The organism is Winogradskyella sp. 4-2091, from assembly GCF_045765065.1.
In the GTDB taxonomy this organism is placed as follows: Bacteria; Bacteroidota; Bacteroidia; order Flavobacteriales; family Flavobacteriaceae; genus Winogradskyella.
The window spans coordinates 74795-101179 of record NZ_JBJKOD010000003.1; the positions used below are offsets into that span (position 1 = coordinate 74795).

28 protein-coding genes are annotated in these 26385 nt (G+C 32.0%); 11 read left to right on the forward strand and 17 right to left on the reverse strand.

Annotation, left to right across the window (positions count from 1 at the left end; translation table 11 throughout):
• Nucleotides 1-3: 3 nt before the first annotated feature.
• The 3 genes from aat to ACJBCC_RS04910 form a co-directional block, all read right to left on the reverse strand.
• A complete protein-coding gene (gene aat, locus ACJBCC_RS04900; RefSeq protein ID WP_299102358.1) occupies nt 4-627 on the reverse strand; it encodes a leucyl/phenylalanyl-tRNA--protein transferase in 624 nt (207 codons plus the stop codon).
• A 282-nt stretch (nt 628-909) separates the two neighbouring features.
• Nucleotides 910-1284: a DUF3127 domain-containing protein gene (locus ACJBCC_RS04905; RefSeq protein ID WP_299102356.1), complete on the reverse strand. Its 375-nt coding sequence runs from the start codon at nt 1282-1284 to the stop codon at nt 910-912.
• A 44-nt stretch (nt 1285-1328) separates the two neighbouring features.
• Nucleotides 1329-2198 (reverse strand): flavin reductase family protein, encoded by an 870-nt coding sequence (locus ACJBCC_RS04910; RefSeq protein ID WP_299102355.1) that lies wholly within the window; start codon nt 2196-2198, stop codon nt 1329-1331.
• 124 nt (nt 2199-2322) lie between these two features.
• Between ACJBCC_RS04910 and ACJBCC_RS04915 the strand changes: the two genes are divergently transcribed.
• Entirely contained in the window at nt 2323-3480 is a 1158-nt protein-coding gene (locus ACJBCC_RS04915; RefSeq protein WP_299102559.1) for a HAMP domain-containing sensor histidine kinase, read from the forward strand.
• Nucleotides 3481-3550: 70 nt separating this feature from the next.
• Nucleotides 3551-3907: a hypothetical protein gene (locus ACJBCC_RS04920; RefSeq protein WP_407556549.1), complete on the forward strand. Its 357-nt coding sequence runs from the start codon at nt 3551-3553 to the stop codon at nt 3905-3907.
• Nucleotide 3908: 1 nt separating this feature from the next.
• Here the strand turns inward: ACJBCC_RS04920 and ACJBCC_RS04925 are convergent, their stop codons facing one another.
• Both ACJBCC_RS04925 and greA read right to left on the reverse strand, forming a co-directional pair.
• A complete protein-coding gene (locus ACJBCC_RS04925; protein WP_407556550.1) occupies nt 3909-4298 on the reverse strand; it encodes an HIT family protein in 390 nt (129 codons plus the stop codon).
• A gap of 99 nt (nt 4299-4397) precedes the next feature.
• Nucleotides 4398-4871, reverse strand: coding sequence for a transcription elongation factor GreA (greA, locus tag ACJBCC_RS04930; protein WP_299102345.1), 474 nt, complete (start codon nt 4869-4871; stop codon nt 4398-4400).
• Nucleotides 4872-5010: 139 nt separating this feature from the next.
• Between greA and ACJBCC_RS04935 the strand changes: the two genes are divergently transcribed.
• Nucleotides 5011-5448, forward strand: a complete 438-nt coding sequence (locus ACJBCC_RS04935) for a hypothetical protein (RefSeq protein ID WP_299102343.1) — start codon at nt 5011-5013, stop codon at nt 5446-5448.
• Here the strand turns inward: ACJBCC_RS04935 and ACJBCC_RS04940 are convergent.
• The 8 genes from ACJBCC_RS04940 to ACJBCC_RS04975 form a co-directional block, all read right to left on the reverse strand.
• Nucleotides 5445-7640, reverse strand: coding sequence for a TonB-dependent receptor (locus tag ACJBCC_RS04940; RefSeq protein ID WP_407556551.1), 2196 nt, complete (start codon nt 7638-7640; stop codon nt 5445-5447). The two genes, ACJBCC_RS04935 and ACJBCC_RS04940, sit on opposite strands and share 4 nt — an antisense overlap.
• 471 nt (nt 7641-8111) lie before the next feature.
• The gene (gene arfB / locus ACJBCC_RS04945; RefSeq protein WP_407556552.1) at nt 8112-8516 is read right to left on the reverse strand and encodes an alternative ribosome rescue aminoacyl-tRNA hydrolase ArfB; all 405 of its coding nucleotides are present in this window, start codon (nt 8514-8516) and stop codon (nt 8112-8114) included.
• Nucleotides 8516-10075: a DUF4301 family protein gene (locus ACJBCC_RS04950; RefSeq protein ID WP_299102337.1), complete on the reverse strand. Its 1560-nt coding sequence runs from the start codon at nt 10073-10075 to the stop codon at nt 8516-8518. Before ACJBCC_RS04950 ends, arfB begins: the two co-directional genes overlap by 1 nt.
• A complete protein-coding gene (locus ACJBCC_RS04955; protein ID WP_299102335.1) occupies nt 10072-10641 on the reverse strand; it encodes an ATP-binding protein in 570 nt (189 codons plus the stop codon). Before ACJBCC_RS04955 ends, ACJBCC_RS04950 begins: the two co-directional genes overlap by 4 nt.
• Entirely contained in the window at nt 10602-11234 is a 633-nt protein-coding gene (pnuC, locus tag ACJBCC_RS04960) for a nicotinamide riboside transporter PnuC (RefSeq protein WP_299102333.1), read from the reverse strand. The genes ACJBCC_RS04955 and pnuC overlap by 40 nt, the downstream gene beginning before the upstream one ends.
• On the reverse strand, nt 11218-11478 hold the full coding sequence (locus ACJBCC_RS04965; protein WP_299102331.1) for a hypothetical protein: 261 nt from the start codon (nt 11476-11478) through the stop codon (nt 11218-11220). The genes pnuC and ACJBCC_RS04965 overlap by 17 nt, the downstream gene beginning before the upstream one ends.
• 88 nt (nt 11479-11566) lie before the next feature.
• Entirely contained in the window at nt 11567-12301 is a 735-nt protein-coding gene (locus ACJBCC_RS04970) for a geranylgeranylglyceryl/heptaprenylglyceryl phosphate synthase (RefSeq protein ID WP_299102329.1), read from the reverse strand.
• Nucleotides 12301-12927, reverse strand: a complete 627-nt coding sequence (locus ACJBCC_RS04975; protein WP_299102327.1) for a 4'-phosphopantetheinyl transferase superfamily protein — start codon at nt 12925-12927, stop codon at nt 12301-12303. The genes ACJBCC_RS04970 and ACJBCC_RS04975 overlap by 1 nt, the downstream gene beginning before the upstream one ends.
• Before the next feature lie 132 nt (nt 12928-13059).
• Between ACJBCC_RS04975 and ahcY the strand changes: the two genes are divergently transcribed.
• Nucleotides 13060-14376, forward strand: a complete 1317-nt coding sequence (gene ahcY / locus ACJBCC_RS04980) for an adenosylhomocysteinase (protein ID WP_299102325.1) — start codon at nt 13060-13062, stop codon at nt 14374-14376.
• A 112-nt stretch (nt 14377-14488) separates the two neighbouring features.
• A complete protein-coding gene (locus ACJBCC_RS04985; protein ID WP_299102323.1) occupies nt 14489-14959 on the forward strand; it encodes a DUF1569 domain-containing protein in 471 nt (156 codons plus the stop codon).
• 1 nt (nt 14960) lies between these two features.
• Here the strand turns inward: ACJBCC_RS04985 and ACJBCC_RS04990 are convergent, their stop codons facing one another.
• Nucleotides 14961-15731 carry a hypothetical protein gene (locus ACJBCC_RS04990; RefSeq protein ID WP_299102321.1) on the reverse strand — a complete coding sequence of 257 codons (771 nt, stop codon included), beginning with the start codon at nt 15729-15731 and terminating at the stop codon, nt 14961-14963.
• A 116-nt stretch (nt 15732-15847) separates the two neighbouring features.
• Nucleotides 15848-17986, reverse strand: a complete 2139-nt coding sequence (locus tag ACJBCC_RS04995; RefSeq protein WP_299102319.1) for a S46 family peptidase — start codon at nt 17984-17986, stop codon at nt 15848-15850.
• A 79-nt stretch (nt 17987-18065) separates the two neighbouring features.
• On the opposite strand from ACJBCC_RS04995, the gene ACJBCC_RS05000 reads away from it, so the two are divergent.
• The 4 genes from ACJBCC_RS05000 (at nt 18066) to ACJBCC_RS05015 (ending at nt 21415) form a co-directional block, all read left to right on the forward strand.
• Entirely contained in the window at nt 18066-19208 is a 1143-nt protein-coding gene (locus ACJBCC_RS05000) for a methionine aminotransferase (protein WP_299102317.1), read from the forward strand.
• Nucleotides 19209-19277: 69 nt separating this feature from the next.
• Nucleotides 19278-19796 carry a hypothetical protein gene (locus ACJBCC_RS05005; protein ID WP_299102315.1) on the forward strand — a complete coding sequence of 173 codons (519 nt, stop codon included), beginning with the start codon at nt 19278-19280 and terminating at the stop codon, nt 19794-19796.
• 65 nt (nt 19797-19861) lie between these two features.
• Nucleotides 19862-20530 (forward strand): hypothetical protein, encoded by a 669-nt coding sequence (locus ACJBCC_RS05010; protein WP_299102313.1) that lies wholly within the window; start codon nt 19862-19864, stop codon nt 20528-20530.
• A gap of 108 nt (nt 20531-20638) precedes the next feature.
• Nucleotides 20639-21415, forward strand: a complete 777-nt coding sequence (locus tag ACJBCC_RS05015; protein WP_407556553.1) for an amidohydrolase — start codon at nt 20639-20641, stop codon at nt 21413-21415.
• Here ACJBCC_RS05015 and ACJBCC_RS05020 read toward each other — a convergent pair.
• Together ACJBCC_RS05020 and ACJBCC_RS05025 are read right to left on the reverse strand one after the other, a co-directional pair.
• Nucleotides 21405-22964 (reverse strand): Ig-like domain-containing protein, encoded by a 1560-nt coding sequence (locus ACJBCC_RS05020; protein WP_407556554.1) that lies wholly within the window; start codon nt 22962-22964, stop codon nt 21405-21407. The genes ACJBCC_RS05015 and ACJBCC_RS05020 overlap by 11 nt on opposite strands.
• A 128-nt stretch (nt 22965-23092) precedes the next feature.
• Nucleotides 23093-23770 carry a ComF family protein gene (locus ACJBCC_RS05025; protein WP_299102307.1) on the reverse strand — a complete coding sequence of 226 codons (678 nt, stop codon included), beginning with the start codon at nt 23768-23770 and terminating at the stop codon, nt 23093-23095.
• A 70-nt stretch (nt 23771-23840) separates the two neighbouring features.
• On the opposite strand from ACJBCC_RS05025, the gene ACJBCC_RS05030 reads away from it, so the two are divergent.
• Together ACJBCC_RS05030 and ACJBCC_RS05035 are read left to right on the forward strand one after the other, a co-directional pair.
• Nucleotides 23841-24746, forward strand: a complete 906-nt coding sequence (locus tag ACJBCC_RS05030) for a hypothetical protein (RefSeq protein ID WP_299102305.1) — start codon at nt 23841-23843, stop codon at nt 24744-24746.
• A gap of 77 nt (nt 24747-24823) precedes the next feature.
• Nucleotides 24824-26362, forward strand: a complete 1539-nt coding sequence (locus tag ACJBCC_RS05035; RefSeq protein ID WP_407556555.1) for a glycine--tRNA ligase — start codon at nt 24824-24826, stop codon at nt 26360-26362.
• The last annotated feature ends 23 nt before the right edge of the window (nt 26363-26385 follow it).

Consider the following 26385-nt stretch of genomic DNA (forward strand, 5'->3'; position numbering starts at 1 on the left):
ATTTTAAAGAAATTGAATAAATTCTGATCGCGAAATATGCTTAGCACCTAAACTTTCTAAATGCTTGGTGTGTAATTGACAGTCAATCAGTTTGTAATTAGAGTTTTGAATAAAAGTAATAAAGCCAACCTTACTAGCATTACTAACTTTAGCAAACATACTTTCTCCACAGAAAACGGAATCGTTGGTTTCTATGCCATATAATCCGCCAACAAGTTCATCATTTTGCCATACTTCTATGGATTTTGCGTAACCGAGTTCATGTAATTTTAAGTATGCTTTTATCATATCGTCAGTAATCCATGTGCCATGCTGATTTTCGCGTTTAGCTATTGCGCAATTTTCAATAACAGCTTTAAAAGCTTTATTTATGGTCACCTTAAAAGTGTCTTTCTTTAAAATTTGCTTCATGCTTTTAGAGACTTTTAAGTCTTCTGGAAATAATACAAATCGAGGATCTGGTGACCACCAAAGAATAGGTTCTGCAGGATCAAACCACGGAAAAATTCCGTTGTTATATGCATTTATAAGGCGCTCCGTAGATAAATCGCCTCCAACAGCCAAAAGCCCATCTGCAGAGGCTTCAGTAATATCAGGAAATTCTATTTTTTGAGTTAAAAAGTGCATTGTTATTAACGGAATTCGTTACCTATTAGTGAAATTAAGGCTTTTTTAGCTTTGAAACTAACAGAATTTTCACCATATTTGAGTTAATCTTTATAAATTAAATTTTTGTTCATCATTGCTTTTTTTAATTTACTTATAAAGGTTAAACCTAAAACCAAAATACTAAGTCCTGACTAACCATCGGGACTTTTTTATTTTAATGACCTTTCCTAGTTAAACGGCATAAAAAAAGACTTGTTTTTATAAAAAACAAGTCTTACTTATATCTATTTGATTAACGACTTAGAATGGTAAATCGTCGTTATCACCTTCGTTTAAATCACTTACTGGCTCAAAAGCTTCCGTTGGTGGTACAGGTGGCATATCTCCACTTGCAGCCGCTTGTAAAGCTTCTATTCTCCAACCTTGGATAGAGTTAAAGTATTTAGTTTCTCCTTGTGGATTAACCCATTCTCTTCCTCTTAAGTTGATGTTTATTTTAACTTGTTGTCCTTCTTTATAGCTGTTAAGTAAATCACACTTATCTTGAACAAACTCCACCATAATGTGTTGTGGGTATTGCTCTTCTGTAGTGACTACAACTTCTCTTTTTCTAAACCCATTACTACCAAAAGTTTGAGTCTCTCCTACCATTTTAATACGTCCTTGTACTTCCATTTTTGCTTAATCTATAATTTATATAATTCTTTTTTAATTTGAGGCTACGAAAGTAATAACTTCCAAGCACTTTTTACGTCTCCAAAGCTCAAATAATTTCGAGCCAATTTATGTTTCTCTCTATGCGATGCTGATTTAATGTCTGGATAACGTTCAGAAATATCATCAACAAATTTATTTATTTCTTCTTTAGTTGGCAAAGCTTCTACATTAGCAAGCATACCAAGATTATTACCAGTTAAAATCATGCTATTCCTTACATGTTCTGGTATATTATCTACACCAATTCCCATTTTTTGTAGTGGTTTAGGGATTTCAAAAAAGCCTTTTTTTGCCCTACTGTAATAACTTCCACCAGCTCTAGCAACCAAATCTAATGCTTCTTGGTTAACTGTTTGGTCGTCATTTAAAACCTCTTCAGTAATATGAAGTTTTACGACTTCGCAAATTACTAAATTACCTGCGCCACCTTCAGTTCCTAATTTTACAATTTCATTGACTTTACATTCTAATTGTATAGGTGATTCTGCAACTCTAAATGGTTTTATAAGGTCTGATGCTACCATTGTTAAACCGGCTTTGTCAAACTCATTAGTCCCTTTAGGATACTCAGTGCTTGATAAAGACATTTGCTGAACAATATCATAATTTACAACATTTATAACCACTTCCTTTGTGGCTTCAACATTCTCTAAAGTATGTTTTATTGTGTTGTCTCTAACACGTCTAGCAGGCGAAAATATTAGAATTGGAGGATTAGCACTAAAGACATTAAAAAAGCTAAATGGCGAAAGATTAGGATTGCCGTCTGCATCCATAGTGCTTGCAAAAGCAATAGGTCTCGGCGCAACAGCACTTAATAAATAACCGTGTAATGTGCTTGTTTTTAAGTCTTGAGGGATAAATGAAACCATGTATTTGACTGATTTTCAACAAATATAATTAATATCGATAGCCAATAAAAGTATTTAGTGCTTATTAAAGAACAATAATATTAACATATTTACATTATATTTAAAATTGAAATTATTCTCTCTAATGACTTTTAGCTTAAACCGAAATGTAATCCGTTGGGTTATAATTATATCTTCTTTTGTTATTATTTCCCTTATTCTTTGGAATACCTATACGTTTTTTCAAAATTTTAAGATTGAAGAACGATCAAAAATGAAAACGTGGTCTGTCGCTCAAATAGATCTCAACAGCATGGATAATTTAGATACAGACGTCAATCCTGTTACATCACACGTCGTTACTCAAACCATAATTAGTACACCAGTTATTGTGCTTGATGAGAACGGAGAAGTTAATAGATCTAGGAATATTGATAGTTTAACTCTAACGAGTCCGAAAAAATTGGAGTCGCTGGTCAATAAGTTTAAAAATGAAAATCAACCAATACCTGTTGTTATAGGTAAAAAAGTAAAGCAAACAATTTATTATGGTAATTCTCCTTTATTAAATAAACTTAAATATTATCCATTAGCCCTATTACTCATAATTTTTCTATTTGCTGCCGTTGTGTTTTTCTTTTACAGAAGTTCTAAAATTGCTGAACAAAACAAATTATGGACTGGGATGGCAAAGGAAACAGCACATCAAATAGGTACACCATTATCCTCACTTGTAGGTTGGGCAGAAATTTTAAAATCCGAACAGGTTAACCCTGAATATATAGTAGAAATCGAGAAGGATATAGACAGACTACAAACCATTACTGAGCGTTTTAGTAAAATAGGTTCTGCACCGACGTTAAAACAAATGGATATTGTAGAGGTAACAAAATCGTCTTACGAGTATCTAAAGTCACGTTCTTCCAAACTTATAAATTTTGATATCGTAATTCCTGATAACCAAATTCATGTTAACTTAAATGAACAACTCTTTAGCTGGACGATAGAAAATTTAGTTAAAAATGCTATCGATGCTATGAAAGGAAAAGGCGATTTAAAACTAGAATTATCACAACAAGAAAGTCAAATATTTATTAATATTTCTGATACAGGAAAAGGAATTCCAAAATCGTCTTATACTAAGATTTTTGAACCTGGCTATACGACTAAAAAGCGAGGTTGGGGACTTGGCTTGTCTTTAGCAAAACGAATTATTGAAGATTATCACAGAGGTAAAATTAAAGTCTTAACTTCTGAAATAGGTAAGGGGTCAACAATTCAAATAGTGTTAAAGCAGGTTTAAGTAATTATAAATCAGATAATAGACTTTAATAATTTTGAACGGTGTATCGAAAAATTAACTAAATTTGAACATGAATTCGTTCAATTTTTTCACATTAAAAGAAGCCAGAATTAACAACAATTGCCCTGAGTGTTATTCTAACGATAGTTTAGAACTTATTTTTGAGCAAAAGTTAACAGAAACAAGGTTTTATAAAGCAATTACAAACGAAACACGCAGCGAGATGAGATGTCTAAATTGTGAAGTTCAAATTTTTCCTGTAATGTGGACAGACGGAATAGAACAAGTTGTAGATTATCATAAAAGAGGTTTACATACAAAACCTAAATCGCTAAAATTAAAACCAATTTCTTGGGCAATAATCACATTTGTGTTGGTCGTGCTAATTGCCATTATTTTATTAATAAGTGGCGTAATTTCTATTTAAATTATAAGTTTGATGCGATCTTTTTTGCGATGTCCTCAAATTCTTGAGGTTCTAATTTTTGTTTGTTAGAAAAACGTGCATCATCCATACTGTGTAATGGAATTAAGTGAACATGTGCATGTGGAACTTCTAGACCAATAACAGACATGCCAATGCGCTCACAAGGAATAGATTTTTCTAAAGCAATGGCTACTTTCCTCGAAAACTGCATTAATCGTGCATATGTATCTTCATCTAAATCAAAAATTTTATCAACTTCCTTTTTAGGTATGCATAGTGTGTGGCCTTTTGAGTTGGGATTAATATCTAAAAAAGCATAGAAATCTTCAGTTTCGGCAACTTTATAAGATGGTATTTCGCCAGAAATTATTTTTGTAAAAAGTGTTGCCATAATTTTAAATGTTGAGTCTTTTATAAATATAAAAAGATTCCTCTAATAAGGAATTTTTTTACGTTATAACTATGGTAATATTACTTTATTAGTGATTTATTATCTCGAAATTTCTAATATATCAAACTTCATTGTGCCACTAGGTACTTGTATTTCGGCAACATCTCCAACAGATTTTCCTAATAAACCTTTACCAATTGGTGAATTGATAGATATTTTACCTGAAGCTAAATCTGCTTCACTTTCTGCCACCAAAGTATAGGTCATTTCCATGCCATTAACTTGGTTTTTTATTTTTACAATAGATAATGCTAAAACTTTAGAAGTGTCTAATTGAGATTCATCTATAACGCGAGCACCAGATAAGGTTTCTTCCATTTTAGAAATTTTCATTTCTAACATACCTTGCGCTTCTTTTGCAGCATCATATTCTGCATTTTCACTTAAATCACCTTTATCTCTTGCTTCTGCAATGGCCTGTGAAGCCTTTGGACGCTCAACGTCCTTAAGTTGGTTTAACTCTTCTCTTAATTTTTTTAAACCTTCAGCTGTGTAATAAGATACTTTACTCATAATTCCTTCGTTTATTATCATAAGATGTTGAAATACAATCAACATAAAAAAAATCTCGCGCTGACGAGATTGTTATACAAATATATAAAATATTTACGGCATAGTTGAATTAATCGTAAATTGCCTTTTAAAATTGAAGATGAAAAAAATACTCTTAGCGCTTAGTTGCATCGTGATATTTTCGTGTAGTAATACGGATGATAATAACAACTGTAATTTTTTGTTAGATGTAGGTGTTAACCTAACCGTAAATACTAATTTTCCTCAATTTAGTCAATTGCAATTTACAGGAAATGCTGTTTATGTCTCTGGATATGGAAATAGCGGTATTTGGCTCTATAGAGCTAGTACATCAATTCTTTACGCTTGGGATGCAGCAGATCCAGGATTAGTGCCTTCTTCTTGTACTACCTTAGTGTCAACAGGCGTTGGCGATATTGTAGAAAATAATTGTAATGACGCCAATCAATTTAGTTTAGCAACTGGAGTAGGATTTAATAATAATTCTCACTCCTGCACGTTGTTGCCGTACAGGGTTGAGAATATTGGTAATAATACGTATTTGGTAAGTAATTAAAACTTTAAAGTTACACCAACCAAAAAGTTTCTAGTGGCTTGTGGATAAAAACCAGCACCTTCTATAGTAGTAATACTTCCTGGATTAGACCAGCTATCATCATAAGTATAGTAGTATCCATTAGAAATATATTCTTCGTTAAATATATTATTCACTAAGCCAGAAAATACAATTTCTTTAAAAACAGAATTTGTTTTTAATGTGTAATTAATGTTAAAGTCATTGATAAAATAATCATCTAATAAAGATGATTTAGCTTGAGTATTACTCATAAATTGTTCACCAACAAATTTGCTTAATAATGACATTTGAAGGTTTTTAATAGGTTGAAAAACAACGGCATTTGCAGCAACTAAATCTGGAGAAAAAGAAATATCAGTTTTTCCTAAGTTTTGTAACTCACCATCAAAGTCAATTATCGTTTCTTGATTTTTATTAGTGCTAATTGTTACATTAGGTTGCAATGTTAATTTTGAAGTTACTGGTATTATAGCTTCTAATTCTAAACCTAAACGGTAACTTTTACCACTGTTTGTTCTAATTGGGTTACCAACGTCATCTAATCTTCCGGATAACACTAATTGCTCATTATAACTCATATAATAAGCATTGGCATTAAACGTGAAGTTGCCTTTGTTCTGTCTCCAGCCTAATTCAAAATCATTTAATTGTTCTGCTTCTATATTTTCGTTGCTTTCAAAATCAGTTCTGTTTGGCTCTCTGTTAGCTCTAGCATAAGAGAAATATAGATTGTTTTCATTGTTTAATTCGTAAGTAATTCCGGCTTTAGGATTAAAAAATGTAAAGTCTTTATCTACAGCAAATTCTACTAAGTCAGATGTTGTTCCTGTCGTTTTATAAGTTACATTTCTCACTTGCACATCGCCATACAGACTTATTTTATCGTTTAGCTTATAGTTTGCTTTAGTAAAAACAGAAAGGTCATTCTTAACACTGTTTCCATTGTAATAACGATCTCTAATTTGAGACTGACTTGCATACTGAGCCCATATCACTTCACCAAAATGGTCACCATCGTAATGACTATAAGATCCACCAAAAATAAGGTTGATCATGTCATTTTTATAGTTGGCATTGGCATTAAAAACGTAAAAATCATTATCTAACCAACGTCTTCTAATTAAATTGGTTTCGTCTACTATTTCGCCATTAAAATCTAAAGGTTCAAGACCGTAATCTGCAAAGTCCTCACCTTCTTTATATTGTTCAAAATAACCACTTCCTTTTGTGTAGTTTAGTCCAAGTGTTGTAGACCATTGGTTGGTAATACGTTGATTCCAATGTAACTGATAATGGTTTTGCGTATAATTATCTACTTGATTGTCATGAAAACGAGTAACACCATCATAATCTGTGTACTCTCCTGCAGTATTGTACGTACGATCGTTTTCTAATTTATCTAAATCTTCAAGTCCATTCCAAGCTTGGTATGTAATTTCCTTTCCACCAAAAGTGATGGCTTTTATTAAGGTATTATCATCTACATAAGAGCCTTGCAAAAAGTAAGATTTTAAGTCTGAAGACGCACGATCTATATAACCATCTGAAACAATGTTAGATAAACGACCAGCAATTTCAAAGTGATCATTCATTAAACCTGTACTAAATTTAACCGTGTGCTTTCTTGTGTTATAACTACCAAAAGAATTTGAAATTTCTCCAAATGAAGCTTTAGAAACAGCATCTGTTAAAACATTGATACTTGCTCCAAAAGCACCAGAACCATTGGTAGATGTACCAACACCACGTTGCAATTGTAGACTTTCTGTTGATGACGCAAAATCACCTAAATTAACCCAAAACGTCCCTAAAGATTCAGCATCATTGTACGGAATTCCATTAATAGTTACATTGGTAGATTGTGAGCTAATACCTCTAACTCTAATGCCAGTGTAGCCTACACCTGCACCTGCATCTGTTGTGGTAACCACTGATGGTAAAAAGTTAAGCAACATTGGGATATCTTGTCCCAAATTACGTTTTGCCAAATCCTTCTTACTCACATTGCTATGGGTAATTGGTGCTTTTGCATCTACACGTACTGCTTTTACTAAGACTTCGTCTAGTTTTTCAACTTTGGTTGAATCTTTTTTTTGTTGTTTTTGGTTTTCTTGCGCTGAAGCGCTGACTGATAACACTAAGAGTGTTAAAAAAAGAAATAAATTTTTCATTACGATTGTTTTAAAATCGAATAAAAAGAGGTAATTATTCTTTATTATTAATAATTAATTGTTTTGAGCTACAGGTATAAGCAAAGCTAAAAAATGTCTTTTTCTTTTGAAATTTATTCATTGCATATACAATGAAAATAAATTAGAAGTAGAAAAATAAACATTGATAACTGTTGCGTTTACCAAAAACAATATACTATCGTTTTCTTTACGCTCGTTTCCTAAACAGCATTACCTGTTCTAGGTTCAATGGGTATGATCTCAGCCGCAAATAGGCACCCCTTTTTTGAGAACGCGGCAAAGATAAGGTAGATTTTAGAATTACGAATTATGAATGATGATTTTTTTGTTGCAACCCAAAATTGTATGAAGAAGCTATAAAGTTTATGTGCCATTTTTATATTAAAGGCGTGGCTTCTCTAATAATATCTGTAAAGCTTTGCTTTGCGTCTTTGTGAGATAACTTTAATCTTATTCAATAATTGGTCGTTTACGATTTGCCTTTTTATCTGCATTGATTCGTTTATTTTTTAAACGTTTCTTTTTTACACTTCTTGGAACTCTTGTTGCAATACGGATTTTATCTTCTTTTAAGCCTTCTTTAATTAGTTCTAAAAAGCGTTGTGTTACTAAAGCTTTATTTCTAAACTGACTTCTACTGTCAGAACAAGCCAACATTAAAACTCCGTCTTTTGTTAAACGCGTATTAAAGAATTCTGAGAGTTTTTCGCGTTCTTCTTCAGTTAAAGCATTTGAATTTTTTAGGTCAAAATACAATTCTGCTTTAGAAGATACTTTATTAACGTGTTGTCCTCCACTTCCTGAGCTTCGGACGTATTTATAGGTTATTTCAGATTTTAGTAAGCTAGTGTCCACTATTTTTTAATTTGATGTGGTGCTTTTAGCAAATCGTTTACTGTTTTTACAGGATTGAAAGTAATAATGGGTACTTCAACAAATATGGTGGTCCAATCTGCCATACTTCCGTTCCAAAGTCCTGGTAATTCTAATGCTTTTAAATCTTTTCCGTTTTTAGTTTTCTGAGTTATAAAAGCAGCATTGTAATCTACGTAATTTTCTAAATCAAACTTTTCTCCTTTGTAGTTTTTTACACCACAAACTAAATCTACAGGATTAAAGTGAGTTGCATTTTTAAGTAGATTGGCTTGCTGAGAGTCCTCTAAATTTATTTGTGCAGATTCTACAATTTGAAGCGATTGATTAGATTTTTCATCTTTAACCCAAAATGGTCCTCCTCCTGGTTCGCCTTCGTTTTTAACCATACCACAAATACGGATTGGACGATTTAGTTTCTCTTGTAAATATTCAATTTTATATTGATCAGCATATTTTTTATACTCATCAGTTATCTTAATGTTTAAACCTGAAGTTAAGAATTCTTCAATAGATTTAAATGTAGCTTCAGAAATAGTATTAGCATCTAAAGTATGTAAATATTCAAAAGTTTTAGCTTGTAATTTTAGAAGTATACCAGCTAATACCTTTTTGTATTTCGCAATGTCTTCTTTGTATTTATAGACTACAACATTATCAATGTTTTTTACAAAAATGATATCAGCATCTAAGGTGTTTAGATTTTTTAAAAGAGCACCATGACCAGATGGTCTAAATAAAATAGAACCATTAGATTCTCTAAACGGTTGGTTGTCTAAAGTTACAGCAATGGTGTCTGTAGATTGCTGTTGGTAAGAGAATGAGATATCAAAAGTTACACCAGTATTCTCTTCAACGTCTTTCTGAATTTTAAGAAATTCGTCTGTAAATTTATCTTTATGCGTTTCTGAAATTGTAAAGTGTAATTTTGCTAAACCTTTGCTAGAAGCATACAATGCGGCTTCGTATAAATGTTCTTCAAAAGCTGTAGAAACATGGTCTGTTTTATACTCATGGAATGGTAATAAACCTTTGGGCTGGTTTCCAAAATTCAATTCATCTTCATCTAGCATAGTTTTAGCAAAAAGCCAAACTTGTTCATGTTTTGGTAAGGTTTCAAAATCAGTGCCTTTAGACTTAAGTACTTCTAATATTTGATTGTAAAATGGAAATTTCTCCATACCAACCATAAATAGAGATAATTCCTTTATTTTGTTCTTATTGATGTAAGCATTAAGAGATTGTTCATCTGCATTATATTCATTTACAAATTGAAATAAAAACTTAAACATTCTAGTAGCTGCACCAGATGCAGGTACAAATTTTAGTAACGATTTATTATCCTTTTCGTTATTGAATTCCTCAAGGTATGTTTTAATAGTGTCGTCATTTAAAGCAATGATTCCATTGTTTATAGTTGCTGCTTTAGAAATATTAGTAAACGGAATTCCTGTTTTAAAAAGTTCAATTTGTGCTTTTATCTTTTCGGAATTTAATCCTTTAGACGCAATCTGATTTATATCTTCTTTAGTGAATTTCATCTGTTGTTTTCTAATAATTTATCGATATGTTTAGTCGCTAATTCTAAACGCTCTTTTTTGTTTCCTTTTAAAAGTATATAAGGTCTATTATGCATTTCTAAAGCTGATTGAAAAGCTTTAAACATACGTTCTCTCTCATTGGGTTTATCTCTAAGGTCATCTGCTTCCCAAGGCGTGTCAATATATGTTAAAAAATAAAGGTCGTAAGAATTTTTTAGAGCATATGTATCTAAAATCGGGTCACAAGTACCTAAGTAATATGCTTCGCTATATACTTTAGTTTCAAGTAAGTCTGTGTCACAAATTAATACTGAGTTGGTTTTTTGGGCTAAACTGTTTTCAAGGTTCATTTGCCCTATTGCTATTGGCAATAAATCATTGGGTTCGCAAGTTTTACGCTCATTATTCCACTTGTTTTGAAGATATTCTCGAGCATATTCGGGAACCCAAACGGAATGATAATGCCTTGCTAGTTGACGAGACAAAGTTGTCTTTCCTGTTGATTCTGGGCCAAATAAAACTACTTTTACGCAGCTACTGGGTTGTTGTTTAAGCTTTTCTTCCATGCTAAATATCCAAAAATGGCAATTACTGTGAATCCTAAATATTGAAAACTTGTGAATGTAAAACCTTTGTAAAAATACAAAGGAATTGAGATAAGGTCTCCAATTATCCAATAAATCCAGTTTTCTAGTTTTCGTTTTGCCATTAACCACATACCTACAAAAAAGGTAGCTGTTGTAATGGTATCAACATAAGCAACCCAGCCTGTCCATTTATCAAAGGCTTTATAAACTACAAAAACAAATACTAATGTTGCTATAAATATAGCGAGACTAATTTGTTTTTCCTTTTTTGTGGTTCTAGATATGGGTGTTTCGTGTTTTGCATCTACCATTCTTGTCCATACATACCAACCATATACGCTCATAATAAAATAATAAGCATTAATCATCATGTCTCCTAAAAGTTGCCATTTTAGTAACAGATATACAAAAATACATGTGCTTATCATACCTGTTGGAAACACCAAAATATTATTCTTTTTGGAAAACCAAACTGAAAGAAAACCGAAAATTACAGCAACAATTTCTAGTATAATATCCGCGGTTTGGTAATCGGCATATTGACCGAAAAAGAAATCAAAAATCTGGTTCATAATCACTTCTATTAGTTTTAACCAACTTAATGGTTAATACAGAAATATCTACTTCTTCAAAAGATCGTTTTATTTCTTTGGTTAAAAAAGGCATTAGCTCATCGTAATGTCCAAAAATTTGAGTGCTTAAAGGATTTTCTAAAACTTTAAATTTAGAATCTCGTAAGGCTTTTATAAAATTAATTACATGTATTTCGTAATCATTTTGTAAAGGTGAAAGTGTTAAATCTACTGATATTTCCATGTTTTTTGCCGTAAAAACGGTAATCTTTTTAATTAAACAATAGGTTATAAATTGACTTCGACTGCCTACATTTACAATAGGTAAAAACTCAGTCTGATTTCTTTTTCAGTTCATTAAAGAAAGTTTCGTCTTCTTCAAAAGCGTTTCCAATAACTATTAAATCTGCACCAGCTTTATAAATTGCATTCATTGTCGCTTTATTTCTAATTCCTCCACCAACAATAAGTGGAATATTAATCTGTTCAGCTACTTTTTCAATGATATTAGTATCAATGGCGTGTGTTGCACCACTTCCGGCTTCTAGATAAATCAGTTTTTTACCAAGTAATTCTCCGGCTTTTGCTGTATGAACTATTTGGGTTATATCCTCTCTTTTTATTGGTTCAGTTTTACTAACGCGTTGCACAGATGTTTTCTTTCCATTTTGAATTAGGATATAGCCTGTTGGTATAACTTCAAGATTAGAATTTTTTAATTTTGAAACCGCTTCAACATGTTTTCCTATTAAATAATCTGGATTACGACCAGATAATAAAGAAAGAAACAAAATCGCATCCGCTTTTTGAGTTATTTGAGTGACATCGCCAGGGAAAATGACAACAGGTAGATTGGTGTGTTTTTTAATTTCAATAACTAAAACCTCAGTTGCATTTTCACGGACTTCACTTCCTCCAACAAAAATGTGAGTTGCTACGGATTGATTTACCTTGGCTATAAAGCATGAAACATTAGTTGGAGACATCTTATCTGGATCGATAAGAACGGCTAACAATTTTTCGTCCTTAGCTTTAGAGTTTATTATATTTAGGAATATAGTATTCATTAAGGGATTACGTATGCACAAGTAAATCCTTCAAATTCTAAAAATGCTGTATTATACCTGTACTTTTTATCTTTATAATCTATCCAAGCAACAGTAGTGCCATCTTTCATAACAAATGGAATGACAAGAAAATGTTCTTTAAATAACATGCCTGGCGTAGCAAAAAGTTTGTAGAGTGATTCTTTAATTCCCCAAATAACAGTGAGTTTATTTATGTAATCAGTATCAGTAGATTTTAAATAATTGTATTCATAATCTATAAATTTGTGAGCGATGACACCTATTTTATCACGCTGCTTTTCTATATCTATACCAACTTCTTTATCACTAACAATAACGCCAGCAAACGTAAAAGAATGCGTTACGGAAATTTGTTTACCATCTTTTAGATGAGGTTTTCCGTTTTCATCATAATACAAGTCATGATCTGAATAGCCAAATTCATGCAATAAATGTCTTACGCTTAAAAATCCTCGCTGATGAAGTTCACTTTTCATGCCTAAAACACGAGATAAACTTTGTGGTTTTAAGTCTAAAGGTTGAAATAAAGCATCGTAGGATTCTTCAATCTTCCAGATTTTAACAGTAGTTTGTGAGTTTACACTAATGGATTTGTACAGTGGCATTTAATATTCTGAATCCTAATGATTATCTTTGCATCGCCTAAGGCGAATTTGGCTTTTTTTAATATAGCGAATTTAGTTATTTAAGCCAAAAACCCAAAGGCAAGTACAATTTTAAAAAAAGATAAAAAAGATATGAGTACAAAAACTGTTGCTTACGTACCTAACAAGGTAAAAGATATGTCGCTTGCGGCTTGGGGAAGAAAAGAAATTAATTTAGCCGAAGCAGAGATGCCAGGTTTAATGAGTTTACGTGAAGAATATAAAAACGAGCAACCTTTAAAAGGTGCACGTATTGCTGGTTGTTTACATATGACGATTCAAACTGCGGTTTTAATTGAAACATTACAAGCTTTAGGTGCAGAAGTGACTTGGAGTTCTTGTAACATTTTTTCTACACAAGATCAGGCTGCTGCTGCAATTGCAGATGCGGGTACTGCTGTGTATGCATGGAAAGACATGACAGAAGAAGAGTTTGATTGGTGTATTGAGCAAACTTTATTTTTTGGTGAAGACAGAAAACCATTAAACATGATTCTTGATGATGGTGGAGATTTAACAAACATGGTTTTAGATAAATATCCAGAATTAGCTGATGGAATTAACGGTTTATCAGAAGAAACAACAACTGGTGTTCACAGACTTTACGAACGTGTAAAGAATGGAACGTTACCAATGCCAGCGATTAACGTAAACGATTCTGTAACGAAATCGAAATTTGATAATAAATATGGTTGTAAAGAATCTGCAGTAGATGCAATTCGTAGAGCAACAGATATTATGTTAGCAGGTAAACGTGTTACTGTTTGTGGTTATGGTGATGTAGGTAAAGGTACAGCGGCTTCTTTTAAAGGTGCTGGTTCTATTGTTACTGTTACTGAAATTGACCCAATTTGTGCATTACAAGCTGCAATGGATGGTTTTGAAGTGAAGAAATTAGAAACTGTAGTTGGAAATAGCGACATCGTTATTACTACAACAGGAAATAAAGATATCGTTAGAGCTGAACATTTTGAAGCGATGAAAGACAAAACTATTGTTTGTAACATCGGACACTTTGATAACGAAATTCAAATGGCTTGGTTAAATGAAAACTTTGGCGATACTAAAGATACTATTAAACCACAAGTTGATAAATATACGGTTAACGGAAAAGAAATTATTATTCTTGCTGAAGGTCGTTTAGTAAACTTAGGTTGTGCAACTGGTCATCCAAGTTTTGTAATGAGTAACTCATTTACAAACCAAACGTTGGCACAAATTGAACTTTGGAACAACAAAGAAGCCTACGGAAACGATGTGTATATGTTACCAAAACATTTAGACGAAAAAGTAGCAAAATTACACTTAGAAAAAATTGGTGTTGAGCTTACTGAATTAGCAGATTACCAAGCAGAATATATTGGTGTAACTGTTGAAGGTCCTTACAAGCCTGAGCATTATCGTTATTAATGTTATTCCTGCGAAAGCAGGAATCTTATTAATTGAAACCTAATTATAAATAAAACCCTTACAGAAATGTGAGGGTTTTTATTTTAATTATCTTTCGGTAAAATTAACCATAATGAAGGCATTAGATATTGCAGTTTTACAAAAGGCACTAAATGATATTGAGAGTTATTTACCGAATAGTGAGGTTATGAACTCTAAGATTTCAAAAGTTAAAGTCGCTTGGCATTTAGATCATAGTTTAAAAGTTTTTAACGCTGTTATAACTAATATGCAAAACTCTAATCCAGAATTATATAAAGATGATTTTAGCTTTTTAGGTAAGTTACTGTTAACATTTCGGTTTTTTCCAAGAGGAAAAGCGAAAGCACCAAAACATGTAATGCCATCAGAAACAATTTTTATAGATGATATAAAAACTCAATTGGTAAAGGCAAGACAGAACATTAAGTTAATTCCAAGTTTAGATAAAAACGCTTATTTTAAACATCCTTTGTTTGGAAATGTAAATACAACACGAGTTATTCAATTTTTAGATGCACATACAAATCATCATCTTAAGATTGTTAAGAGTATACTGAAATAGATTAATTACCTGTAACCAACAATCTTCTAGCGCCATTTATGCCACACTTCTGATATTTATGATAAGCTTGTGCAGCACGTTCTTTAACTTGACCATCAGTTTCATCTAATATCCAACCATCAATCGCAGATTTTAAAGTATAAGCTTCTGGAGCCATTAAACCTGTGGTCCAGATTAATGGATTGACTTTAGTTTTTTCAAAATAAGGTTTAAAGTAAGATTTACTGATGCATGCCAATACAATTGCATCGCGTTTTATATTATTAATAGGAGAAAAATTACCTTCTACGTTAAATTCCATTAAACCATCGTGGCCAACGTAAGATAGAAGACTTGATTTTCCGCCAAATTGTAATTCTGTTTCATTGTATGAAACAGAAATAGGGTTTTTTCCTGCTGTTGCTTCAATAAAATCTATGGTAGTTTGCTTTATATATTTTCCGTCATAAGCATCAGCAAGCATATAGGTATTGGATGTTTTGTGTTTAAATAAAAGACGCTCTAAAATATTTGGATTATCTGATGTAATAGTTTTTATCAATGACCAATCTTTACTGTTTTTAAAATGGGTTTTTACACCATATAATGCGCCCCAATATAAATTGTTTTTAGGGTCTTGGCCATTACCTATTTTACTTGGAACAGGAACTATGCCTTGATTTTCATTATCACATAAAGCGACAAAAACATGTACGGTTTTTATAGGTTTTTCTTGTTCGGAATATTTATTAATTGATAGTAGGCAAAAAATAGCGAGTAATATATTTTTCATATTTACGAAACGAAAAATAAATTGATTTCGTATTGAAATGTAAAAAGACCTCAAAGTTCAAAAAACAATGAGGTCTTATATTAAAAATGTATTAACTATAAACTAGTTACCAACAACTAATCGCGTTTCTTACGATTTTTCTTCTTCTTTTTCTTAGAACTAGAATCATCCTCTTTAGGATGCACCAAAGTCATTTCGTCAATTAAATGGGTGGCACCTGCATATTTATCGACAATAAAAAGGACGTAGCGTATATCTACCATAATGTTTCGGCAGATTTCTGAATCGTAGTTCATGTCGCTCATTGTACCTTCCCAAACACGGTCAAAGTTTAAACCTACTAAATTCCCTTCGGCATCAATAGCAGGACTTCCAGAGTTTCCACCAGTGGTGTGGTTGGTACCTAAAAAGCAAACTGGTACTTTTCCATTTTTATCTGCATATTGTCCGTAATCTTTAGCATCGTATAAATCTCTTAATTTTTGTGGTACATCAAACTCATAATCGCCAGGAATGTATTTTTCAATAACACCATCTAAATAACTCACAGGATTGTAATACACCGCATCTCTAGGCGAGTAACCTCTCACTTGTCCGTAAGTCACACGAAGCGTGCTATTAGCATCAGGGAAATAACGTGCATTTGGTAAGGCTTCCATTAATGCCGTCATATACTTAGTTTGTAATGCTGTAATTGGTTCGTTTTTTTGTTGGTATTCAGGATTTAGTGTATTAAAAAATTCATCAATAATTGGTTTTGCATACGCAAAAGCAGCATCATTGTTTAGGTTTTTTATAACGGTTTTTGCATCGCCTTCAAGTAAACTTAAAGCAGAATCTAAATTAGTGAAAGCTGTTTTATCATAGATAGAAGCATCAACGTCTTTGCCATATAAAGGCATCACATTGAGGTAAACACCTTTGTCTAATTCAGCGTTGTAATTTTTATGAATGCCTTGTAATTGACCAGTTAGAACTTCTTTTCCTCTTTCTAAATTATCAGGATTAGCAACTAGAGCTTGTTCAACTTGGTAAGCTCTAAAGGTCATTTGCATTAATTCATTGGTAATTAAAAAGACTTCAATAAAGTTTCTACGTTTAATATTTATTGGCGCGAAGTCCTTGTAAAGTCTATCAAATTCCGGAAGAATGTTTCCATATTTATCCTCTAGTCCTTTTTCTTTCAAGGCTTTAGTAAATGTAGCTTCAAATGCTTTTCGTTTTTCAACAGCATTACTTTTCTCAATACCTAAGTTTTCGCCAATCCATTTTTTCCAAGCATTCGCAATTCGTGCTTGTTTAGATGCGTATTTAATTCGTACGTCATCACTTTCTTTCATTTTTTGGTCAATGACTTTTAAAGCCGCTTCTCGTATGGCAATATTTGTAGGATTAAATTCTTTTGTAATATGCTCAATGGCAACAGCAGGTAAATACTCGCTTGTTGTTCCAGGGAAACCAAAAACCATTGTAAAATCGCCTTCTTCAACACCATCTAAAGACACTGGAAGGTAATGTTTTGGCTTATATGGCTTATTATCTTTACTATATTTTGCAGGTCTATTATTGGCATCAGCATAAATTCTAAACATAGAAAAATCGCCAGTATGTCTCGGGAAAACCCAGTTGTCTGTGTCGCTGCCAAATTTACCAATACTTGTTGGTGGTGCACCAACTAAACGAATATCTTCAAAACGTTCAGTAACAAAAAGGAAGTACTGATTACCTTCGTAAAACGCTTTTGTTTTTACATCTTGCCAAGCTTCTTTCGGCCAGGTTTTTAAAGCTGCGTTTGTGTTTTTTGAGATTAATGATTGCTTTTCAGTTTCCGTCATGCTATCAGTGATGCCTTTTAAAGCAACTTCTGTTACATCGTGAATACTGACAATAAATTCAATAAATAAACCTTTATTTGGCAATTCGTCTTCAAGAGACATTGCCCAAAAACCGTCTTTTAAATAATCGTTTTCTAAAGAGGAATGTGATTGAATTTGTCCAAATCCACAATGATGATTCGTTAACACCAAACCTTGGTCTGAAATCACCTCACTTGTACAGCCACCATTAAAGTGACCAATGGCATCCTTTAAACTAGAATTGTTAACATCGTAAATATCTTGAGCTGTTAATTTACTGCCCAAACTTTGCATTTCAGTTTCGTTCATACCTCCTAAAAGCGAAGGAATCCACATGCCACCTTGTTGGGCAGACACTTGAAAAACAAAGAATAATAATAGAATTTTTATAAAGCGCATAACCTATATTTTATTAGTTTTTGTAAAGATAGAAAAGCTTGTTTTATATCTTTAATGTTTTACTAGTTAAAGTATGCATATGAATCACCAATCAAAATTACCAGACGTAGGCACCACAATATTTACTGTTATGAGTGCTTTGGCGAACGAGTATAGTGCTATTAACTTGTCTCAAGGTTTTCCTAATTATCCGAGTTCTCAAAAATTGAATGATTTGGTAACCAATGCTATGAATAATGGTTACAATCAATATGCACCAATGGCAGGCAATTTAGATTTGCGTTTGGTAATTGCTCATAAATATGAGTTGTTGTATAAAAGCACCTATCATCCTGAAAAAGAAATCACAGTAACAGCAGGTGCCACACAAGCTATTTACACTATAATTTCCGCATTTGTAAGACCAAATGATGAAGTTATCATTTTTAAACCAGCATACGATTGTTACCAACCAGCCATAGAACTTAATGGTGGAAAAACGATTTCCATTCAATTATCTGCGCCAAATTATAATGTGAATTGGGATGAGGTGGCTTCAAAAGTTTCCTCTAAAACCAAGATGATAATTATAAACACACCTCATAATCCTAGTGGAACTATTTGGTCTAAGGATGATATGCTTCAACTTCAAAAATTAACCAAAGACACTGATATTATAGTATTAAGTGATGAGGTCTATGAGCATATTGTATTTGATGAAGCTCAACACCAAAGCACATGCTTATTTAATGATTTAAAGCAGCGCAGTTTTATAACGGCGTCTTTTGGGAAGACATTTCACAACACAGGTTGGAAAATTGGGTATTGCTGTGCGCCAGACTATTTAATGTATGAGTTTAGAAAAGTGCATCAGTTTAATGTGTTTTCTGTGAATCATCCCGCACAAAAAGGAATTGCCGATTATATGCAAGATGAATCAACGTATTTAGGTTTGAATACCTTTTTTGAGCGTAAGCGCGATTTGTTTTTAAGCTTAATTTCAGAATCCCGTTTTAAATTCCAACCTTCAAAAGGGACTTATTTTCAAGTTTTAGATTATTCTGAAATCACTGATGAATATGATGTTGATTTTGCCAAGCGACTCACTAAAGAATTCAAAATTGCGTCTATTCCACTTTCCGTTTTTAACGAAAATAGCAAAGATGATAAAGTGTTGCGATTTTGTTTTGCTAAAACTGACGATACCCTAATACAAGCCGCAAACGTATTAAAGCACATATAAGTTTTATATCAGTTAACATAGTTTTTAGCCTTGGTTTATATTGAAAATATAATTAAAAAATAAGAAACTATGAAAATTTTAAAGAGACCAGCGATACTTTTATTACTTATTGTTTTTGCATCATGTGGAAGCAGTCAACGAGTTATTACAGATGATGGCAAAGTGTATGAAGTGGAGAAAAAAGCCATAAAAAGTAATGGTGTAGATGTTACTGATGATTTAAGTGCGGCAGAAAAAGCATCCATAAATAACTTGATTAAGGAGAAAGAAGAAGTGAAAAAGGCTTATGATAAACAGTATGAAGAATTAGAAAAAGCTATTGAAAAGCAAAAAAAGGTTAAAGAAGAAGCTGAAAACAATCAGAAAAAATTAGAAGAAAAATTAAAAAATTTAGAATCTTATCTTGAAGAAAAACAAGATAGCAGAGATGATTATGCGACTGCGAAAGAGCGTTATAATAACAAAAAAGCTAAGTTTAAAAAACTAAAAAAAGAAGGTAAACTCTCTCCTAATGATATTGAAGATTGGAAGGGAAAATTAAAAGATTTAAAGGACAAGGTAAGAGAAGCAAAAAACAGTTTAAAATAATTAAAACAAGCTGTTACCTTTTGTAATTTTGTGTGTCTTAATACTGAACAATTAAAACAAAAACAATGAAATATTATATCGTCTTATTATTCTTAAGTTTATCACTTTCAACATTTGCACAAGAGGTAACAAAAGAAGGGAAAATTTACGAAGTAAAAAACGAAAAAATCTTTTTAGAAGGTGTTGACGTTACCGAAACTTTAAAATTAGAAGAAAGAACTTTAATTTTTAAAGAGGCTGCTTTAATTACGGAAAAAATGAAGGCTGCAGAAATTGCCAAAAAAGCAGAAGAGAAAGCAAAAATGGAAGCAGAAGCAGCACAGAAGGAATTAGAAGCAGCTAAAAAAACTGAAGAGAAGGCAAAGATTGAAGCTGAGAAGTTAAAAAAGGAAGAAGAGAAGGCTCAAAAAGAAGCTGAAAAGCTAAAGAAAGAAGAAGCAAAGGCCTTAAAGGAAAAAGAAGAATTAGCTGAAAAATTAGAAAAAGAGACTAAAAAAGCAGAAAAGGCACAGAAAAAAGCCGAAAAAGAGCAAAAGAAGGCAGAAAAAGCTATTAAGAAAGAGGAGAAGCTTCAAAGTAATTTTGAGAAAGCAGAAAGCAATCTTGAAAAAGCACAAAAGAAGTACGAGAAGCTTAAAAGAAAAGGTAAATTATCTCCAGTTGACGAAAACAAATGGATGGATAAAATTGAAAAGTTAACAGATAAAGTAACTAAAGCGAAGAGCAAACTATAATAAATAATAGAGTTCTATTATTGAGCGCGCTAAAACAAAAACTTAGGTTTACGTTTTAGCACGCCTTTTTTATGCCTTTTTCTTAAATGTAATTTGTAATTTTAAAATATGAATACAGATTTAAAAGTAGCTCTTATTCAAACCGAATTGGTTTGGGAAAATCCATCAGAGAATAGGCGAATGTTAAATGATAAGATAAATGCTGTTTCGCAAGATGCAGACCTTATTGTTTTACCAGAAATGTTTACATCTGGTTTTACTATGAATCCTGAAGCTGTTGCAGAAACTATGGAAGGTAAAACCATAGTGTGGCTTAAAGAAAAAGCGAAAGAACACCAAGCTGCAATTATGGGAAGTTTGGTAATTGCAGAAAATACTAACTATTATAACCGCTTGGTATGTGTAGAGCCTTCAGGTAAAATTACGAGTTACAATAAACGTCATACATTTACTTTAGCAGGCGAACATAAAGTTTATACAGCTGGTACCGAAAGGGTAGTTTTTGATTATAAAGGTTGGGAAATTTGTCCATTGGTTTGTTACGATTTACGGTTTCCAGTTTGGGCAAGAAACACAGAAGATTATGATTTGTTAATCTACGTAGCCAATTGGCCAAAAATAAGAATTGATGCTTGGGATGCTTTACTAAAAGCCAGAGCTATTGAGAATATGACGTATTGTATTGGTGTTAATAGAGTAGGGTTAGATGGTAATAATTATCAGTATTCAGGCCATTCTGCGGCTTATGATATATTAGGAAAACGATTAAGCAATCTATCTCACAATGAAGACACTATAGAAATTGTAACTTTAGAAAAAGCTGCGATTAAAAAATACAGAGAAAAATTAAATTTTCTTAATGATAGAGATAATTTTAGTCTGTAAATTGAAATTCTATAATCCAATCAAAATTTGCTCTAACTTCCTCAATTGGTTCAGAATATATAACTCTTTCTGGTTGAATACCTAATAAGAAATTTCCAGTATCAAATATCTTATTTTTATTAGTATCCACAATTACACGCAATTCATATTTACTAGGAGAAAGGTCTGTAAAATCTACTACAGGAGAATCACTAGCATAGTTCTCATATTTTATGTCTCCTTTACTATTTATTAATTGTACAATTAATGGGAGTTTTGCATTTCTAAGGTTTACTCTAATATTTCCGTATTCAGATTTTAATTTGGTATTTAATGAATAAATTAAAGTGTCTTTATGTGTGTCATCATAAAAATCGGTTAGAGTACCTGGTAATAATCTAAATTTATAGGTTTGTCCTTCTTGTTTATCAATCAGAAATTTATATCTGTTGTAAATTGAATCGTATTTTACAGTGTAAGGAACAGCTAAGGAATCTTTATCAATAAGAGTTATTTTGGTCGTATCAATTTTTGATAAAGGAATATTACCCTCTAAAGAAAAATCTTCATTAAAATTTAATGTACCTGAAAGCAAAGATTTTATTTTTAACGAATCCTTTTTTATGGTTCTAAAGCGATGTTTAAAGGTGTCAACCTTTATTCCGTTTGTAACGATGAAAAACGTGGAGTCTGCTTCAAATTTTGGTTTATACCAATAGTAAAGCGTGTCTGTTTGTGTATCTTTTATTTTTCGGGTTTTGTAATCGTCTGGTTTTTCGCCTAAAACACTTATGCGAATATCTTCATAGCTTCCTTCATATGGAAAAATAATTCTAGATTCGCCATCTTGTATAGGCTTAATCGCCTTAAAATTTACTTTCTCGTTAAAGAGTTTTAATTTATAAGTTGTGTCTGTTGGTACAGTAATAAACCCTTGGTGAAAACCAATCTTCTCCTTTTTTTGATTGAATAGGTAATTGGAATTTTCATCCTTTAAGGCAATCAACTTGTAAGTGCCTGCTTTTATATTATCAATACTAAATGTCGTTACACTATCTAACGTATTAGTGATGTATCTTGGTTTTTCTTTAAATACAATAGAATCTGAATAAGTAGAGTCTTTTTCATAAAGCATCACAGAAATAAATGTGTCTGGCTCCTTTAGTAATGCATCTTCTACAAAACCCTTTACTGATAGTGAGTCAATAACATTTCCTGTAGAAAACACATAGCGATAATACGGAAAAGGATTACTTTCATTATTATCTACAATACTTTCTCCAAAATTAAACGCATAAGTCGTATTTGCTTTTAGCGTATCTATGATTTTAATGGTTATAGTTTTACTTGCGCCACTTGCAGGTGTAACAATAGGCGTATTATCCATAGGTGGAGAAATAATGAGCTGTTTTCTAAGATCCTTTATTTTTACATACTCGTTAAAATTAATAATGATCTCATCGCTTTTAAAATTTGTTGAATAATTTTCTGGTTGCGCTTTTAAAATTTCAGGTGGTTCAGTATCTATTTCGCCTCCATTAGGTGTGCCACGATTTGCACAACTGGCCAAGGTTATTGTAAGTAAGACAAGATAAAAAATTCGTATTAAAGGTACACGCATCTATTCAATATAATTTAGCACAAAGAAACAATATTATTACTCAAATTCAATAAGTTTAAAGCATTGAAACGAAAAAATCAATCTGCAATTGCCATTGTAGCAACACTTAACTTAATATTATCAATTTTTAACAAAACTGTAGTACAAGCTTCTATGGTTGCGCCACTTGTTATTATATCATCTACTAACAGTATGTGCTTACCCACTAAAGATTTATTTTCAGAAATATCAAAAATGGCGCCATCATTGTTCCAACGCGTTATACGTTCTTTAAAGACTTGCGTTTTAGTTGATTTAGTTTTAATAAGTACAGTGTCGTTATAATCTGCATGTAATGCTTTGGCAATATTTTTTCCAAATTTTGCCACTTGGTTATAACCACGTTTTCTAAGTTTAGTTTTGTATAAAGGCACAGGTATAACAACATCAATATCTGCATAGTCATCTATAGTCGCTAATTCTGCACCAAACCATTGGCCAAAAAAAGCACCAATTTCTTCATGACCACGATACTTTAAATTATGAAGTATTTGTTGCACAATTCCTTTTTTAGAAAAATGCAATAAAGCCGAAGCATTTTCTAATTTAACTCTACCGTAAAGTATTTTTTTTACAGCCTCTGGATTGTCAAAATGATAATTGGTTGTCGGTAAATGATGTCTACAAGATGTGCATAAGGTGATCTCATTATCTGATAAAGACGAGTTGCAAGCTTCACAAACCTTAGGAAAAATCAAGTTTAACAAGTATTTCATCACTTAATCGATTAAAACAATACTGGTTTATAAATAATTATAATTTCGCATTAAATTAAGAAAAAAATTAATGATAGTTAACCCTCAATTATTTAACTACAGATTAATTATAAGTTCTTTATTGGTCGTTTTAACTGTTTTAGGCATATATAGCTATACTAAATATAAGTCTAATGAATCCTACGAAGCATTTTTAAAACAAGAAAAAGTTTTGATAGAAACTGAACTGTCAGAATTATTATCGAGTTACGACGATTTAAGCAAAGACTATAATCTTATGGCTTCGCAGCTCCAAGAAGCTAAATTAGAAACTAGGAATGCCCTAGATTCTTTAAGATTATTAAATAGTGATTTACCAATTATCACTAGGTTTAAAGATCAACTTATAGTTTTAAGGTCTAAAAGTAAGGTGCTTTTAAACACCATAGATTCTTTGAATTCTGCGAATATAAAATTGCAGTCAGAAAATCGTTATGCTTTAAACACAATTAAAAACAATAAACTAGAGATTACTGGTTTAGAGGAAATTAATGGTAATTTATCTGCTGCTAATGATTCTTTGCATATTTCAATTGACAATGCAGCCATCTTAAAAGCGAGCAATCTTATTGCGCAATCTTACAAATTAAAGTCAGGTAAAAAACGATTAACAGAACGTGCTAAACGTGCTAATGCTATCGATGTTTGTCTTACTTTAAATGAAAATCCATTAACATCTAAAGGAAAAAAAGATATTTATATACAAATTGTTGGTCCTGATGGTAATGTGGTTTCAGATAAAGGCGAAATTACTTTCGGTAATACCTCGTTAATTTATAGTAAAAAGGAAATTATAGATTATAAAAATGAAAACTTAGAAGTTTGTACAGAAATTGTAGCGGACGAGGATGATAAGCCATTTCAAAAAGGCTATTATTTTATCAGTGTATTTCATAGAAACGATAAGTTAGGAGGTACCAGTATTCTCCTAAATTAAAATAAGAAATTAATTAACGATATAATTTTTGAAAAACCGTTCTGTTAATCAGAGCGGTTTTCTATTTTTGCAACATTATGGCAAACGAAGATCAATTTAAAAAGGTAATCTCTCACGCAAAGGAGTATGGTTACGTGTTTCAGAGTAGTGAAATCTACGATGGACTAAGCGCAGTATATGATTATGCTCAAAACGGAGTAGAATTAAAGAAGAATATTAGAGACTATTGGTGGAGAGCTATGGTACAGATGAATGATAATATTGTAGGTCTTGATGCTGCAATATTTATGCATCCTACAACTTGGAAAGCTTCTGGCCACGTAGACGCTTTTAGCGACCCCTTAATAGATAATAAGGATTCTAAAAAACGATATAGAGCAGATGTTTTAGTAGAAGATTATTGTGCTAAAATTGAAAACAAAATAGAAAAAGAAGTTAAAAAAGCACAAAAACGTTTTGGCGACGCTTTTAATAAAGAAGAATTTGTTTCTACCAATGGTCGTGTTGTTGGTTATCAAGAAAAAATTGATACTATATTAAAACGTTTAGGTCAATCTTTAGAAAAAGAAGATTTAGCAGATGTTAAGGCTTTAATTGAAGAGTTAGAAATAGCTTGTCCTTTAAGTGGAAGCAGAAACTGGACAGACGTTAAGCAATTTAACTTAATGTTTGGGACTAAATTAGGCGCTTCAGCAGAATCTGCTATGGATTTATATTTAAGACCAGAAACGGCACAAGGTATATTTGTGAATTTCTTAAACGTTCAGAAAACAGGACGTATGAAGATTCCTTTTGGTATTGCACAAACAGGTAAGGCATTTAGAAACGAGATTGTTGCAAGACAATTTATTTTTAGAATGCGTGAGTTTGAACAAATGGAAATGCAGTTTTTTATTAAACCAGGTACACAAAAAGAGTGGTTTGATTATTGGAAAGACACACGTTTAAAATGGCATAAGTCACTTGGTTTAGGAGAAGATAATTACCGTTTTCACGATCATGAAAAATTAGCGCATTACGCAGATGCAGCTACTGATATAGAATTTAAATTCCCATTTGGTTTTAAAGAATTAGAAGGAATTCACTCACGTACTGATTTTGATCTTAAACAACACGAAGAATTTTCAGGTAAAAAATTACAGTATTTTGATCATGAAGATAACGCAAGTTATACACCTTACGTTTTAGAAACCTCTATTGGTTTAGATAGAATGTTTTTAGCGGTATTTTCTAATGCTTTAATGGAAGAAGAATTAGAAAACAATACAACAAGAACAGTTTTAAAGTTACCAGCAGTGTTAGCACCAACAAAAGCAGCCATTTTACCTTTAGTTAAAAAGGACGGTTTACCAGATGTTGCCAAGAAAATTGTTGAAGATTTAAAGTGGGATTTCAACGTTACTTACGATGAAAAAGATGCAGTAGGTAGACGTTACAGAAGACAAGATGCTAACGGAACACCATTTTGTATCACAGTAGATCACGATACTTTAGAAGATAATTCAGTTACTATACGTCATAGAGATACTATGGAACAGAAGCGTGTTAAAATTGAAGATTTAAAAGATATTATAAAAGCTGAGGTTGATGTGAAACATTGGCTCCAGAAGATGTAACACTAATTCCTGCGAAAGTAGGA

Coding starts and splice junctions, on each gene's coding strand:
- ACJBCC_RS04920 (WP_407556549.1), top strand. CDS start 3,551: ATGAATTCGTTCAATTTTTTCACATTAAAAGAAGCCAGAATTAACAAC.
- ACJBCC_RS04915 (WP_299102559.1), top strand. CDS start 2,323: ATGACTTTTAGCTTAAACCGAAATGTAATCCGTTGGGTTATAATTATA.
- ACJBCC_RS04950 (WP_299102337.1), bottom strand. CDS start 10,075: ATGAAATTCACTAAAGAAGATATAAATCAGATTGCGTCTAAAGGATTA.
- ACJBCC_RS04935 (WP_299102343.1), top strand. CDS start 5,011: ATGAAAAAAATACTCTTAGCGCTTAGTTGCATCGTGATATTTTCGTGT.
- aat (WP_299102358.1), bottom strand. CDS start 627: ATGCACTTTTTAACTCAAAAAATAGAATTTCCTGATATTACTGAAGCC.
- ACJBCC_RS04965 (WP_299102331.1), bottom strand. CDS start 11,478: ATGGAAATATCAGTAGATTTAACACTTTCACCTTTACAAAATGATTAC.
- pnuC (WP_299102333.1), bottom strand. CDS start 11,234: ATGAACCAGATTTTTGATTTCTTTTTCGGTCAATATGCCGATTACCAA.
- ACJBCC_RS04905 (WP_299102356.1), bottom strand. CDS start 1,284: ATGGAAGTACAAGGACGTATTAAAATGGTAGGAGAGACTCAAACTTTT.
- ACJBCC_RS04955 (WP_299102335.1), bottom strand. CDS start 10,641: ATGGAAGAAAAGCTTAAACAACAACCCAGTAGCTGCGTAAAAGTAGTT.
- ACJBCC_RS05030 (WP_299102305.1), top strand. CDS start 23,841: ATGATAGTTAACCCTCAATTATTTAACTACAGATTAATTATAAGTTCT.
- ACJBCC_RS04990 (WP_299102321.1), bottom strand. CDS start 15,731: ATGAAAAATATATTACTCGCTATTTTTTGCCTACTATCAATTAATAAA.
- ACJBCC_RS05015 (WP_407556553.1), top strand. CDS start 20,639: ATGAATACAGATTTAAAAGTAGCTCTTATTCAAACCGAATTGGTTTGG.
- ACJBCC_RS05025 (WP_299102307.1), bottom strand. CDS start 23,770: ATGAAATACTTGTTAAACTTGATTTTTCCTAAGGTTTGTGAAGCTTGC.
- ACJBCC_RS04925 (WP_407556550.1), bottom strand. CDS start 4,298: ATGGCAACACTTTTTACAAAAATAATTTCTGGCGAAATACCATCTTAT.
- ACJBCC_RS04975 (WP_299102327.1), bottom strand. CDS start 12,927: ATGCCACTGTACAAATCCATTAGTGTAAACTCACAAACTACTGTTAAA.
- ahcY (WP_299102325.1), top strand. CDS start 13,060: ATGAGTACAAAAACTGTTGCTTACGTACCTAACAAGGTAAAAGATATG.
- ACJBCC_RS04995 (WP_299102319.1), bottom strand. CDS start 17,986: ATGCGCTTTATAAAAATTCTATTATTATTCTTTGTTTTTCAAGTGTCT.
- ACJBCC_RS05010 (WP_299102313.1), top strand. CDS start 19,862: ATGAAATATTATATCGTCTTATTATTCTTAAGTTTATCACTTTCAACA.
- ACJBCC_RS04970 (WP_299102329.1), bottom strand. CDS start 12,301: ATGAATACTATATTCCTAAATATAATAAACTCTAAAGCTAAGGACGAA.
- ACJBCC_RS05035 (WP_407556555.1), top strand. CDS start 24,824: ATGGCAAACGAAGATCAATTTAAAAAGGTAATCTCTCACGCAAAGGAG.
- ACJBCC_RS05005 (WP_299102315.1), top strand. CDS start 19,278: ATGAAAATTTTAAAGAGACCAGCGATACTTTTATTACTTATTGTTTTT.
- ACJBCC_RS04985 (WP_299102323.1), top strand. CDS start 14,489: ATGAAGGCATTAGATATTGCAGTTTTACAAAAGGCACTAAATGATATT.
- ACJBCC_RS04910 (WP_299102355.1), bottom strand. CDS start 2,198: ATGGTTTCATTTATCCCTCAAGACTTAAAAACAAGCACATTACACGGT.
- ACJBCC_RS04940 (WP_407556551.1), bottom strand. CDS start 7,640: ATGAAAAATTTATTTCTTTTTTTAACACTCTTAGTGTTATCAGTCAGC.
- greA (WP_299102345.1), bottom strand. CDS start 4,871: ATGAGTAAAGTATCTTATTACACAGCTGAAGGTTTAAAAAAATTAAGA.
- ACJBCC_RS05000 (WP_299102317.1), top strand. CDS start 18,066: ATGAATCACCAATCAAAATTACCAGACGTAGGCACCACAATATTTACT.